This window comes from Bradyrhizobium sp. CB1015, assembly GCF_025200925.1.
In the GTDB taxonomy this organism is placed as follows: Bacteria; Pseudomonadota; Alphaproteobacteria; order Rhizobiales; family Xanthobacteraceae; genus Bradyrhizobium.
This window is the reverse complement of record NZ_CP104174.1, coordinates 5,908,231-5,921,202: the sequence shown is the minus strand read 5'-3', so window position 1 is coordinate 5,921,202 and position 12,972 is coordinate 5,908,231. Positions and strand designations below refer to the sequence as shown.

Here is a 12,972-nt window from a genome sequence, read left to right as displayed (position 1 = left end):
TATCCTTGCGCGGCCGAGCAGGGACACGCGACTTCTATCGCAGCCCCTCATACACCATCAGCCCGCGTGCGATCTGCAATTTCCGGATGGCGCGCGGCAGGAGTTTCTCCGGCTGGTGCAGGTAGCGCCAGGAGGTGAGGGTGAAGGCGGAAAGCATGCCGCATTCGTCGTCGAACGGCGCGAGCACGCCGGTGACGCTGACGGGCGTATGTGGGCGGGCGTTGAAGGGCAACAGCAGGAGCTCGAGATGCGCCTTGCTGCCGTCCTCGCGCGCGGCGGTGACGCCTGCGATCGCACCCAGCGTCTCGTCGGCGACGATGGTGGTGATCTCTTCGACCTCGCTGCGGCTGGCTTGGGTGAACAGCGCCGCAAAGCTCCGGTCCTTGAGGTCTGTTCCTGCGAGCGCGCAGACGCGCGTGCCGGCGACGCGGAACGGAAAGCCGAGGTTTGGCTCGCAGGACAGCACGAAGATGTCGCCGAGCAGGCCGCGGACCGCGGCCGGATCGATGTCGGCCCGGTCAGGGGCCCGTGCAGTGCCGCGCTTCTTGTCCCAATACGCGAAGAACGCGCGGCTCGACGGATGTTTCATGACTGAACGCTCGCCCGGGGTGCGACCTCGAAGGGACAGACCTGTCCCGCTTCAGTGCACCCGCGATCCCTTCTGTTGTTGTGCAGGAAGGGATTTGCAGCGTCCATGCCGCGGGCGCGTTTTCAGGCCTCTTGGGCCGGCCTTTGCGTCGTTAACGTTAAATTAACTATGCGCTTCCTGTCGGCCGCGCGCCTGCTATGGTGATCGCGGTCGCAAGCCTCGCCGCTTTCTCCAGGTTCTCGGCGGGGCCTGTACTTTGGGCGTCAAGCAGTTTGGTCACGGGCTGCGGGGAGGGGTGGGGACGCCTTATCTCTCACGGAAGACCGACACGGACAGGCAGGGCTTCGGCCCTGCCTTTTCCTTTTCGGCATCAGCGCTCGTGCCCCGGCTCTGCGGCGCGGCACTTCGTGCCGCACCTTGTCCGGGACACGAAGCCAGGCTCGGCCCGGCGAGGACTCCGTGTCCCGGAGGCGCTGCAGCGCCCTAGCGCTGCTGCGCCGAGCCGGGACCCAGTCAGCCAGCCAAAGAGCTCAGATCATCCGTCAGCTCCCGCCAGTCCGGATTGAGATCCTCGATCAGCTTCAGCTTCCAGGCGCGCCGCCATCGCTTCAGCGAGTGCTCGCGCGCCCGTGCTTCGAGCATAGATCCGTAGGTTTCGAAATAGACGAGCAGGGTGACCCCGTACTGTTTCGTGAACCCAGGCACGAGCTTGGCCTGTGCGGCCATTCGCGGGCGTGCTGGTGACGCCGACATACAGCGTGCCGTTACGTTTGCTCGCGAGGATGTAGACGAAGAAAGCGGTTTGCATGGCGAAAGCCCGGACAGATGCTATCTATAATTGCAGGATTGCGCCTGTCGCCAATCTGGGTCCCGGCTCTGCGGCGCGGCACTTCGTGCCGCGCCTTGTCCGGGACACGAAGATCATATGTCCCGGACGCGCTGCAGCGCCTTAGCGCTGCTGCGCCGAGCCGGGACCCAGTGCAGCCCGGCTCAAGACGCGCCATCGACGATTTCCTTTTGTGCACTTGCGCAGGGACGGCAAAGGCGACTATCTCCAATCCTGTCGCTCCGATGTCGCCTGAAAGCGAAGCTGCCTTGGATTCCCCGCAAGATTCGTCGCCGGATGTGCCGGCCGTCCATGAGGAGGCTCCGCGCGAGCCGATCCTGACGTTGCCTCCAGCGCTGACCGCCTATGTCCTGCTTTTGGCGGCGATCCATCTGCGGGTGCTGCTGCCGCCGGAGCTGGAGAACTGGACCATCGACGTGTTCGGCTTCATCCCGAAGCGCTACGATTCCTCGCTGCTCAATCTGCAGATCCCGGGCGGGGCGGGGGCGAAGGTCTGGACTTTCGTCACCTATTCGCTGCTCCACGCCAATCTTACCCATCTCGGCTTCAACGTGCTCTGGCTGCTGCCGTTCGGCAGCGCGCTGGCGCGACGCTTCGGGACGGTCAGGTTCTTCGTCTTCCTGGCGGTGACGGCGGCGGCCGGCGCGCTCGCCCATCTCGTCACCCACGAGCATGCGGTGGCGCCCATGATCGGCGCCTCGGCCTCGGTGTCGGGCGCGATGGCAGCCGCAATCCGCTTCGCCTTCGTCCGCGGCAGCTTCCTGTCGTTCAGCCGATCGGATGCCGATACCGCCGCGAAAGTTCCGGCGTTGCCGCTGTCGCGCGCGCTCCGCGAGGGGCGGGTGGTCGGCTTCCTCGCAGTCTGGTTCGGCGTCAACATCATCTTCGGCGTGGGGGCGATCGGGGTCGATGCCGAAACCACGAGCGTGGCCTGGCAGGCGCATATCGGCGGCTTCTTCGCCGGCCTGTTGTTGTTCGCGCTGTTCGATCCCGTGCCGCGCGTGCGAAGCGATGCTGCGGATGCGTCATCACGAGACGTTTCAGACCGCATTTGAAGCGGCGCTTGCGACGCAGCCCGAATTCATCCATCATTCCGGGCAAGAATGTTCCGAAGCGACACGTCTTTAGCGACGATGCTTCGCAAAGCGCACGAGCGTGAAACCGGCGCTGTAACTGTTAGTTGAAGACTCGCGAACAAGTCGGGACCGCCAAAGGCGGACGGCTCCGATTCAGGGAGGCGACAATGACGGTACGTTCCATTCTGAACACCAAGGGCCACCAGATCATGAGCGTCGAGCCCGACGCCAAGCTGGCGGACGCGATCAAGCTGCTCGGCGAGAAGAAGATCGGCGCAGTGCTGGTGATGGACCAGTGCCGGCTCGAGGGTATCCTGTCGGAGCGCGACATCGTGCGCGTGCTCGGCGAGCGCGGCGCCGGCGTGCTGGAGGCGCCGGTCTCGGAGGTGATGACCCGCAAGGTCGTGACCTGCAAGGAGACCGACACCGTCGCCGAGCTCATGGAGACGATGACGACGGGCAAGTTCCGCCATCTGCCCGTGATCGACAACGGCAAGGTGGTCGGCCTGATCTCGATCGGGGACATCGTCAAATGGCGTGTCCGCGAATATGAGACCGAGCAGGAAGCCCTGCGCGACTACATCAAGACCGCCTGATCAGGCCTGGTCGTCCACTTTCGGCGCGGTGCCCGCGGGCGCCGGCGCTAGCACGTGAATCGCCTCCTGGATGGATTCCAATGCGCGCTCGGCGGCGCGCGCGCCATGTGCGATCAGGTCTTCGGCGCGGTGGAAGTCGAACCAGCCGAACTGGCCGACCCGCGGAGTGATCAGCATGTCGGGCGGATCGCCGGCGAGACGGGCGCGGGTGATGCGATCCTGCATGATGTTGAAGGCGTCCACCATCACCGACGAGATGCCGGGGCGGCCGTTGCCGCCGAAGAACTCGCGCTTCACCGTCTTCTCGGGCGAGAACAGGCGCGGGAAGCGCCGCTTGGCCGCCGGCTCCTCGGCATTCGGCACGACCGGGGTGGGCACTGCGCCGTGCGAATAGATCGTGGTGGAATGGGTGAAGATGTCGCTGGAAAGATTTGCGGCGATGACGATTTCGGCGCCGAGCGCGCGGGCGGCCGAGACCGGCACCGGGTTCACCAGCGCGCCGTCGACCAGCCAGCGGTCGCCGATCAGCACGGGCGCGAAGATGCCGGGCAGGGCGTAGGACGCGCGCATGGCATCGACCACGCGCCCGCGTGTCAGCCAAATCTCGTGGCCGGTGCGAACCTCGGTCGCGACGCTCGCGAACTTGATGGGCAGGTCCTCGATCAGGATCTGCCCGATCGCCGCCTCGAGTCGGGTCGCGAGCTTCTCGCCGCCAAGCAGGCCTGAGCCGTTGAGACGGATATCGAGATAGCCGAGGATGTTCCGCATCCCTTGCAGGCTGCGCCCCCATTCTTCGAACGTATCGAGCCGGCCGGCCGCATGAAGGCCGCCGACCACGGCGCCAATGGAGGTGCCGACCACGACATCGGGCACGATCCCGTTGGCAATCAGGGTCCTCAGGATTCCGATATGGGCAAAGCCGCGCGCCGCGCCGCCGCCGAGGGCAAGGCCGATCACCGGCCGGCGGATGCTGCCCAAGCCGACTTTTTCGCCCACCTTCTCGCCGTTCGAGCCGTTCGCGCCCCGGCCTTTCAATCTGTCCAGCACCGCAACTCTCCTACGCCGGGCCAGCCCGCATCGTCAGACTAGGCATCGTACTTGCCCTCTGCCATATCGGGCGCGAAGCATGGTTTATGCCGCTTTGGAAAGGGCACGGGGCAGGAGTATGGCGAAGGGCGGTTGCTTGCAAACTAATCACGCAGCCGTCAACCCGGTTCCACAGAACCGTCCAGGGCCGTATTCCCTGGGGTTTCAGAGGCTTGAATTTGCCGCGTTTTCGGTGAAAAGCAGGGAGCATGACACGTGGGGGTGGCGGCATCATTGGATGGCGGCGTAGCGGCAGGCTGCTGCCGGCGCTGATCCTTGGCGCTTGTCTCTTTATTTCCAGCCGAAATGCTGCCCAGGCGCAGCTTTTCTCGGATCGTCCGCCGCCGGTGCCGCCGGCCTCGGTGCCCGACCCAGGCAACGCCGTCAGCCTGGCGCCGCCCTCCGGGCCGGGCGCGGGACCCCCAAGCCTGCCGCCGACCCTGATGCAGCCGGCGACCCCGAGCATGCCGCCGCCTGCGGTCTCGACCGTGCCGCCGGCCGCCCCGCTGAATGCGGCCGTGCCCGGACAGGGCGTGCTGTCGCTGACCGCGAAATACGGCAAGGACTCGGCCCCGATCACCAGCGGCCTGGTCTGGCGCGTGTTTGCCGACCGGCCGGACGAGAACGGCACCTTCAAGCTGATCCGGGAGGACCGCAGCGCGACGCCGAACATCGTGCTGCCGCCCGGCAATTATGTCGTCCACGTCGCCTTCGGCCTCGTCAGCGCGGTGCGCACCGTCAGCCTGAAGGCCGAGACCGGTCGCGAATCCTTCGTGCTGCCGGCCGGCGGCCTGCGCATCGAGGGCCGCGTCGGCACCAGCCGCATTCCGCAGAATCAGATCTCGTTCGCGATCTACAAGGGTAGCCAGTTCGAGGCGGGCGAGCGTGCTTCCCTGGTGCCGAACGTCGCCGCCGGCGACGTCGTGCTAATCCCGGAGGGCACCTATTATATCGTCTCCAACTACGGCGATGCCAATTCGGTGGTGCGCTCGGACATCCGCGTCCAGGCCGGCAAGCTCACCGACGTCACCATCACCCACCGCGCCGCCGTCATCACCCTCAAGCTAGTCAGCGACCGTGGCGGCGAGGCGCTCGCCAACACCGCCTGGTCGGTGCTGACTCCGGGCGGCGACGTCATCAAGGAATCGATCGGCGCGTTCCCGCGCGTCGTGCTGTCCGAAGGCGAATACCGCGCCATCGCCAAGAACGAGGGCAAGGTCTACGAGCGCGGATTCAACGTCGTCAACGGCGTCGACGGCGAAGTCGAAGTCATCGCGCGCTAAAGCATGATCCGGAAAAGTGCGAAGCGGTTTTCCGGAAAGATCATGCGTAAAGTAACCGTCCGCCACTTCTCTGTGTTCTGTCTTGAATACTGGTCGCGCCACCAGTCCCTGCAGCGGCCAACAAACTGTGGCGGCGTCGGCTTATTCCAGCAACGGCGCGTTTCGCCCACGACCGTGGACGATACGTATTTCCGATAATCAATTTTATTCTCTTTCCATCCTGCTGCGCTATATGTCTGGCGTCCGTCCAACGGAAGCCGGAAGCAGGCGCATGCCTTGCAGGACCGGCTCGGAGCAGGGGACCAGGCTCGTCGGCATGTTCGAAGTGATCCTCACCAGGCGCAAGCGGTTCGGCTGGCGGTGGCAGGTGTGCGACCAGTCCGGCAAGATATTTGCCGACGGCTTTGAGCGCACGCGTCCGTCCGCCAAATATCAAGGCGAGCGCGCGTTGTTCTTCCTGTTGTCCCAGGCCTATTTGCGCAACCGCTCGGCGGCCTCCAGCGAGGATTAGTGGGGCAGGCTACGATCCCTTGCGTTGCCCGGACGGGCAAAACACGCGAGCGCTAGGTCAACGCACTCGGCCGAAAATATTCCGCTTTACCGAAATTCGGAAACCGCGTATGTGTCGGCTCAACCCGGCCCAAGGAAGAGGGGCGTATCGCGATCGTCACGAACGCGGGCCGGGCGGCGGTGGACGCTGATGGCGTTGGCGCGAAGGGGTTTGCAGGGCGGAAAGCCGTGAGCAAAGACCTCGCGCATACGACGGTGCCATCGGCGTACGGCAAATCGTGTGGTCCTGGCGCCCGGAAGCAGACGCGTTGCCGCTGCGCGGGGCCTCGTCGCGAGCTGGCTAAGCAGAACTCACATGGTTTGCAGCAATATCATTCCGACCACAGTCACAAAGAAACCGATTGCTGTCACTGCGGCGAAGCACCGCTCTACGCTATCCATGAACGCAACTCCTGCCCAAAAATGATTAGTTCAGTGTTCTTGTGATGTACTGCTATTCCAACTGCAGACTCGATCGTACCCCGAGAGGAAGTTTGAGACCTCCTCCGTCCAGAACACGCTTTTAAAAAGTGGGCTGGCTTGGGCCGAAGGGACTTGAGCAACCGAAGCGCTCATGCCGCCATAATGTGCGCCGATTGCGTGGTGCTTGCATCATCTCCGATTGTTGGGAGCGAGAAGCCAGATGTGCACGGTTTGAAGTTATCGCGCCCCGCATCATTCGCTAAATGCTCCCAATACTCAGCTTCAGCGAGCAGTTTCCAACTTCTATCGGGATGATGCGCGGCGGTCTGACGGCACAGCGCTGCCATCGCGCGCAGGCGACTCACAGTATCCATCTACTCCTCCCACTATTCTTTTTTGTTTTTTGCACCCTATTTTCTATTTTTACGTCGGAGTCATTATGATTATGACGCAGAACCAATTTTTCGTCCGCATCCTCCCACAACTGAGGGCCAGCGGCAGACAGACGCCGCCGCTCAAGTCCGCTCTCTGTCACATATTGTGATTGAACATTAACCGATTTAATTTAATTACTGTCGGTGTATAAAGCCGTTGTAGGACTCGGAAAGCGCGATGAGTGAACAAGAAGATGACGAACGGCGGGAATTTTTGAAGACCTGCGGCAAATTTGCCGTAGTGACGCCGCCCACGATCACCGCGTTGCTGTCCACGTCGCTCACCAGCACGGCTATCGCCCATTCCGGCGGCGGGTTGGTGCATGGCCCTCGGGGCAACAACGGCTATGGCAATGGCGGCGGTGATGGCAGCCCCAACGGCAAGCCTGATAAGGATCGCTGACAAGCTGAGCGGAAAAATGCCAAAGGCAACGGAACGCTTTGCCAATTGCCAAGTTTTCCCGATGCCCTTCCCCAAGGGCAACGCCAATCGGCCCCAGCTCGTCCCCCATTGCCCCCCAGAGCTGGGGCCTTTTTTTCGTGGGTTCCGAGAGCAAAGGGCCCGCGAGGTGAGGCAGCTCAGTTCTTCGTCAGCGGCCTCTTCGACTCCGCCGTGGTCATTTCAAGATCCAACGGGGCAACTCGCCCGTTCGGTCCTTCAGGTCGGCGGCTCTCTGGATCAATCCCGACGCAACCTGCGGGTCCTTTGTTGTTTTTGCCGTTCGCAGCAGCGTTGCTGCCACCTCTCGGGCGAAGGAGGTGTAACGCGGCATGTTCGTGAGTTATATTCCGCGTTGCCGAAATTCGGAAACCGCGTATATGTCGACTCAACCCGGCCCAAGGAAGAGGGGCGTATCGCGATCGTCACGAACGCGGGCCGGGCGGCGGTTGGCGTCGGCGCGAACGGCTTTGCAGGGCAGGCAACCGTGAGCGAAGTCGTCGCGCATACGACCGGTGCCATCGGCGTACGGCAAAATCGTGTGGTCCTGGCGCCCGGGGTCTGTGCGTCAAGGCTTGCGGGTCACTCGCAAGGCGACGGGGGCAATAGTGCATCGCTCCCCGGGGAGCAACTGTGCTGAAGTAGACCGCCGATCGGCCGGCCTCAAGGCTGGCGCGAAGACGCACCCCCGCCTTCGGCGGCTGACGGCCTTGACCCCGTCCGCTCGCCGGTCTGTCGGCTTGGCATGCGCTCGGTCCGGGACCGGGCGCATGGAGGCGCGCTCGATCAGTTCACCGCAACGCGTAGCGGGGGGATCCCATTTCTCGCCGCGTGCAATCATCGTGTTGAGAATGACGATCAGCTTGCGCATGCAGGCAATCACTGCAACCTTCTTCAGCTTTCCCTTGGCGATCAGCCGTTCATAGTAGGCCTTGAGCACCGGGTTGCTCTGGGTGGCTGCGCCGATACAGGGCATGTAGAGGGCGTTGCGGACCCAGCGCCGACCGCCCTTGATGTGGCGCTCACCACGCCGTTTGCCGCTGTCGTCGTCATAAGGAGCGGCTCCCAACAACGCGGCAGCGACCTCCTCGCGCACCGTCCCGAGCTCTGGGAGGCCCGCAAGGAGGACCGCAGAGGCCACATCGCCGAGACCCGGCACGCTCTCGATGATCTCGGCGCGTTTGGCAAATGCCGGTGTGGCCTTGATCGTGGCGGTGATGGCGTCCTCGATCTTGGCCGTCTCGATGTCGAGGCCCTTCAAGACGCGAGCGTGGGCTTTCTGAACCGCTCCCGGCACCGCATGTTCGTTCTGGCTTTGCAGGCGGGTCCTCAGATCAATCAGGGCTTTGCGCGCTTTGACCAGTGCCGCCAGCTCGTCGCGTGCGGCATCGTGGATCTGGTCCAATACTTCGTCGAACGTCTCGGCGAACCAGGCGATCATCTCCGCGTCGATCGTATCGTTCTTGGCGAGCCGTCCGGCCGATCGGGCGAAGCTGCGCACGCGCTTGGGATCGACAATCCGCACCTCGATGCCAGCCTGACGCAGCACCCTGGCCCAGTCCCGCTCATAGCCGCCGGATGCCTCCATTACCGCCTTGGCTACTTTGTGCTTGCGCAGCCAGGCCACCAGTTTGCGGTGCCCCTCTGCGGTGCTCGGGAACGTTTGCCGTTGCGACAACGGGCGGATGCATGCATCCACCTTGCCCTTGGCCACATCGATACCGACGACAATGCGATCGTTTTGTGCCATCATCCACTCCCTTCCTTGCTCGTCCGGGCTCGAAGCCCATGCAACTGTTCGGGTTGAGGAAGACCCACCGGATCTGTCCCTAGCTCCCCGTCAGGCTCCCAGGCCTTTGAGCACGAACGGGCTCAGATCCAGCGACGGGCGGTTGGTGAGAACCGCCCGTTCGCACATTCTGGCAGATTTTGCGGACACAAGAGCACGACATAAGCCGTAAAACCACTGCGCAGGGCTTCGCAAAGAGCGAAAAGATTAGTTAAAACAATGTGATGCGTTTGGCGTGTCTTCCGTTGTGTCCCGATCCGATGTTCTTGAAAAATTTTCGTGGGATAGCCCACCGAACCGGCGGCGGGACGCCCGGCCACGAGATACCGCTTCGCCCGCGTTCGCTTTGGCTAACGTGCCGGTTCGGCTTCGGCGGGATTGAGCCCGCTTAGCATTTTAGGGTTTATACAACGCGCCATTTCGGAATTCGTGGGATTGGCTGCCTGCATAGCTGGGCGTGCGTGCACGGTGCCGCTATCCTTTTGAGCGAGCGGCAGCTCCGCCAACACCCTCGCCGCCAGTCCTAAGAGGATCAGATGTCTTCCGTCACGAGGAGAGCGCTTCGCGTCTACGCAGCGCTAAGTGAACTGCAGCCTGGACAGCAGGACGTTCTGGATGCGCTGTTGCCCTTCTTCGAGCCCATCCTAGAGGTGATGGACGGAAAGTTCTTCGAGCCGAGACTTTTTGCTCTAGGCGTACAGAAGGTCTACCGATGGCGATTTACTGCCGACATCGCTGCACAGCTTATCCCACGACTAAAGAGAGCAGGTTACCTCGAAGAGGTCGTCGCGCGAGGAAAGGAGGCGGCCTACATCGTTAGATTCAAGGCCCCGCCTACTGGAGAGCCCATCGATGAGGTCCTGAAGCAGATCATCGATGAATTCGAAGCCTTCTCTCCCCGTTTGACTGACCTTCTTCACTACAAGAGAACTCGCGAAGAACTCACCGATATTCTAATTAGGTTTTTGGTTTCGCTGGATGCGTACAACCCTGCCACATTCGGTACGGAGTTAGCGAGGCTCCGCTTGGACGAGGAGGACACTCGTATCCTGACAGCCCTCCAAGAAGGCGGTGAGCCTCTTCCCGGCGATGACCGATACATGGCCGCGCGGTTCGTTCAGCATATATGCGAGCAACGCGCAGACGCCGTTCCGAAACTCGCCCGCTTGGCGTCGATTGGCTTGCTAACGGAAGTGGTGGAGGATTTTGTAAGGCCGGTACCCACCGATACTTTACGGACGCGCAGTACGAAGACTTTTTCGCATCGATCAACTGGGTGCGTGATGTGGCGCCGCGCGAACACGACGCCACAAGCTTGACGCTTGCAATGAGGTTGAGAGGCGGCAAACACAGCAGCGACATCTTCCAATGCGGTTACATCTTCGCCACTCGTAATCCGTTATTTGTACAGCACTCGCGGCAGTATTGCCTCTCAAGCAAACTGCTATACGAAACTCAGGAGAACGCGGTTATTCATCACAGAGAGCTTGCAACGGTGGCTTGGCTTAGGACGGGGCTGGGTGTCGCCGAGCGGGTTCCTCGCGGTCAGCTTTTGGCTGCTTGTGACCGGGTTCTGAGGGTGCGTTCGGAACTGCGTGACGCGGTTGGCGCTCGCCTCAAGGAGTTCACGCCAGAGAAGTCCGAAGAATTTGAGCTGCTGATCGGTGACCATCGAAGTCTACGCCGGTTGGCTGACCAAACGCTGAACAATGAAAATGTTGTCACACCTGAGAACGCAAGCGAACTGCTTGAGGCTATGCGACAGGCGACGATTGCTGAGGAGAAAAAGCGTTTGAACAAGACCTTGAGCGGGAGCGCACAAAGCATCGTCAAGCACGCGCCGCACAAGGGAAGGAGACACGCCAAGCTAGATCAGATGCGGTCCTCGCGGCAACTCAGCGCGACAGCGCGATAGAAGCGGCCCGAGCTTTGAAAACTCAGCGTGTAGACAGCGTCCAGAGCATATCTCGTTGGACAACGAAAACTGTTCGGAAGTTCGACATTCTTGGTACTGCGTTGATACTGCTCCTTGCGTTATGCGTGATCGTGAACTCGATCACAGGATGGCTCGCGGCCTTCCCGTTTTGGACCGTTGGGGTTGGGGCGATACTCGGTCTCTTCGCGGTCTACCATGGAGTTATGAATGCCTTAGGAAAACCGAAGATGACTTGCGACGCTTCTCAACGGACTGGCGCGCATGCTATTTCGACACCGTATTGCCAACGCAGGGCTAACGGACCTCATCGACTTCGATGCTGTTAAGTACGACAACGGGAGGATCACAGTGTCCCCTGACGCAATTCGTGGGATGGAAGGTTGATGGTGGTAGCAGGCAGACGGAGCTTGATTTCGATACACCGAGCGCAGATCAACTCGCCGTCCCCAGCCGGTGGCGCAAGAACGGTCAGCTCTTCTGGCGCGAACTCTTCTTCGCAGTGATCGCAGCGAGGGATTTCGATCATCCGCTCATTTGCTCACGCAGTTGTGGCGGAATTCGGTAGGTTCAGTTTTGGTCTATACGTGGCTGGGTCCGCTTCACCCGCGACAGCGGACATTGGTTAGCGTTTGTGCAACTTCGCCTCAGGACCATGCTCGCAAGCAATTTCAAGCGAAATGGCGAACAAAAGAACGTGGTTCTAAAGCGGGATGGGTTTAGACTGAACCGATTTGGGATTCCCAAATCAGTCGGTTTCTGATTCACCATGCTGGCTGGACGGAGGCCAGCATGGATGGGCAAGCCGTACTCTCTTGATCTTCGCAAACGTGTTGTGGCCGCGATCGAGGGCGGGATGTCCCGCAATCAGGCCGCCAAGCAGTTTGGGGTGGCAATCAGCACGGCCATCGGCTGGATGAAGCGGGTTGATGAGACCGGCAGTGTCGAGCCTAGCCAGATCGGCGGCTACAAGCCGAAGGCAATTTCGGGTGAGCACGCGGTCTGGCTGTCGCAGCGGATCAAGGACGGCGATTTCACCATCCGCGGTCTCGTTGCTGAGCTCGCCGGGCGCGGCCTGAAAGTCGATTATCACTCGGTATGGGACTTCGTACATGCCGAGAAGCTCAGCTTCAAAAAAAAGCGTGGCGGCTGGCGAACGCGATCGTCCCGACGTCGCGCGGCGGCGAGCCCAGTGGGCAAAGTATCAAAGTCGCGTCGAAGCTGAACGGCTGGTCTTCATCGACGAGACCTGGACCCGGACCGATATGGCCCCCTTGCGAGGATGGGCGCCGCGCGGGCACAGACTTCACGCCAAGGTTCCCCACGGCCGCTGGAAGACCATGACCTTCCTGGCGGCCCTGCGCCATGACCGGATCGATGCGCCATGGTTCATCGAGGGGCCGATCGATGGCGTGAGCTTCCGCACCTATGTCGAGAAGGTCCGCGGCGCTGTCTTTGAGCCAACTTAGTGCCTGTGCTCTTTCATGATGCCGAGAAGAAATTGCCAAGCGCTCCGGCTGTCGCAGATGCTCGTCAAACCAGCCGCAAATCGCATCAAGGCGTTCCGCATCCTCGGTGTTCAGCGCGCCTGAGTCCTCAAGCCTCTGCACGGCCCGAAATAGACCCTGGCGCCGCTGCGAATTGCTATCGATTTCGTTCACAACAAACCCGATAAACATCGCGAAGTCCAAAGTTGATTCTCAACGTTTACACAGAAATCAGCTTTGGCGAATTTAAAGATCTAGTTCGAAGTGTATCGATTGTTGGGGCATGCCGGTGCGCCGAGCGAGGTGTGCCTCCGATGTCACGTCTCCTTTGAGTCGTATTCTAGCTGAGCGGAGAATTTCTGCCTAGCCACCAGGAGCCGACTTCGGGCGCCTTTGTAATTTTTTGGCTTTGCTCACGGCCCCTCCGGGTTCGGCAGTTCG

11 protein-coding genes and 2 pseudogenes are annotated in these 12,972 nt (G+C 61.6%); 8 read left to right on the top strand and 5 right to left on the bottom strand.

Annotation, left to right across the window (positions count from 1 at the left end; translation table 11 throughout):
- Positions 1–34: 34 nt before the first annotated feature.
- Together N2604_RS27695 and N2604_RS27690 are read right to left on the bottom strand one after the other, a co-directional pair.
- The gene (locus N2604_RS27695) at positions 35–589 is read right to left on the bottom strand and encodes a PAS domain-containing protein (protein WP_260371258.1); all 555 of its coding nucleotides are present in this window, start codon (positions 587–589) and stop codon (positions 35–37) included.
- Between the two features lie 513 nt (positions 590–1,102).
- Positions 1,103–1,397, bottom strand: a pseudogene (locus N2604_RS27690) (GIY-YIG nuclease family protein).
- Between the two features lie 287 nt (positions 1,398–1,684).
- Here N2604_RS27690 and N2604_RS27685 point away from each other — a divergent pair.
- Positions 1,685–2,491, top strand: a complete 807-nt coding sequence (locus N2604_RS27685) for a rhomboid family intramembrane serine protease (protein WP_409241650.1) — start codon at positions 1,685–1,687, stop codon at positions 2,489–2,491.
- Between the two features lie 188 nt (positions 2,492–2,679).
- Complete coding sequence (locus tag N2604_RS27680; RefSeq protein WP_260371256.1) at positions 2,680–3,108, top strand: CBS domain-containing protein; 429 nt, start codon at positions 2,680–2,682, stop codon at positions 3,106–3,108.
- On the opposite strand, the gene N2604_RS27675 is transcribed toward N2604_RS27680, so the two are convergent.
- Entirely contained in the window at positions 3,109–4,155 is a 1,047-nt protein-coding gene (locus N2604_RS27675) for a patatin-like phospholipase family protein (protein ID WP_260371255.1), read from the bottom strand.
- 248 nt (positions 4,156–4,403) lie between these two features.
- Here N2604_RS27675 and N2604_RS27670 point away from each other — a divergent pair, with 248 nt between their 5' ends.
- Together N2604_RS27670 and N2604_RS27665 are read left to right on the top strand one after the other, a co-directional pair.
- A complete protein-coding gene (locus tag N2604_RS27670) occupies positions 4,404–5,477 on the top strand; it encodes a hypothetical protein (RefSeq protein ID WP_260371254.1) in 1,074 nt (357 codons plus the stop codon).
- Positions 5,478–5,748: 271 nt separating this feature from the next.
- Positions 5,749–5,988, top strand: coding sequence for a hypothetical protein (locus N2604_RS27665; RefSeq protein ID WP_260371253.1), 240 nt, complete (start codon positions 5,749–5,751; stop codon positions 5,986–5,988).
- Positions 5,989–6,598: 610 nt separating this feature from the next.
- Here the strand turns inward: N2604_RS27665 and N2604_RS27660 are convergent.
- Positions 6,599–6,823 carry a hypothetical protein gene (locus N2604_RS27660; protein ID WP_260371252.1) on the bottom strand — a complete coding sequence of 75 codons (225 nt, stop codon included), beginning with the start codon at positions 6,821–6,823 and terminating at the stop codon, positions 6,599–6,601.
- Between the two features lie 238 nt (positions 6,824–7,061).
- Between N2604_RS27660 and N2604_RS27655 the strand changes: the two genes are divergently transcribed.
- Positions 7,062–7,286 (top strand): hypothetical protein, encoded by a 225-nt coding sequence (locus N2604_RS27655; protein WP_260371251.1) that lies wholly within the window; start codon positions 7,062–7,064, stop codon positions 7,284–7,286.
- A gap of 604 nt (positions 7,287–7,890) precedes the next feature.
- Here the strand turns inward: N2604_RS27655 and N2604_RS27650 are convergent.
- On the bottom strand, positions 7,891–9,075 hold the full coding sequence (locus tag N2604_RS27650; protein WP_260371250.1) for an IS110 family transposase: 1,185 nt from the start codon (positions 9,073–9,075) through the stop codon (positions 7,891–7,893).
- Between the two features lie 572 nt (positions 9,076–9,647).
- Between N2604_RS27650 and N2604_RS27645 the strand changes: the two genes are divergently transcribed.
- The 3 genes and pseudogenes from N2604_RS27645 to N2604_RS27635 form a co-directional block, all read left to right on the top strand.
- A complete protein-coding gene (locus N2604_RS27645) occupies positions 9,648–10,430 on the top strand; it encodes a hypothetical protein (RefSeq protein WP_260371249.1) in 783 nt (260 codons plus the stop codon).
- Complete coding sequence (locus N2604_RS27640; protein WP_260371248.1) at positions 10,388–11,026, top strand: hypothetical protein; 639 nt, start codon at positions 10,388–10,390, stop codon at positions 11,024–11,026. The genes N2604_RS27645 and N2604_RS27640 overlap by 43 nt, the downstream gene beginning before the upstream one ends.
- A gap of 814 nt (positions 11,027–11,840) precedes the next feature.
- A pseudogene (locus N2604_RS27635) lies at positions 11,841–12,480 on the top strand (IS630 family transposase); the annotation flags it as partial.
- Positions 12,481–12,972 lie beyond the last annotated feature (492 nt).

Coding starts and splice junctions, on each gene's coding strand:
- N2604_RS27695 (WP_260371258.1), bottom strand. CDS start 589: ATGAAACATCCGTCGAGCCGCGCGTTCTTCGCGTATTGGGACAAGAAG.
- N2604_RS27680 (WP_260371256.1), top strand. CDS start 2,680: ATGACGGTACGTTCCATTCTGAACACCAAGGGCCACCAGATCATGAGC.
- N2604_RS27670 (WP_260371254.1), top strand. CDS start 4,404: ATGACACGTGGGGGTGGCGGCATCATTGGATGGCGGCGTAGCGGCAGG.
- N2604_RS27665 (WP_260371253.1), top strand. CDS start 5,749: ATGCCTTGCAGGACCGGCTCGGAGCAGGGGACCAGGCTCGTCGGCATG.
- N2604_RS27660 (WP_260371252.1), bottom strand. CDS start 6,823: ATGGATACTGTGAGTCGCCTGCGCGCGATGGCAGCGCTGTGCCGTCAG.
- N2604_RS27655 (WP_260371251.1), top strand. CDS start 7,062: ATGAGTGAACAAGAAGATGACGAACGGCGGGAATTTTTGAAGACCTGC.
- N2604_RS27650 (WP_260371250.1), bottom strand. CDS start 9,075: ATGATGGCACAAAACGATCGCATTGTCGTCGGTATCGATGTGGCCAAG.
- N2604_RS27645 (WP_260371249.1), top strand. CDS start 9,648: ATGTCTTCCGTCACGAGGAGAGCGCTTCGCGTCTACGCAGCGCTAAGT.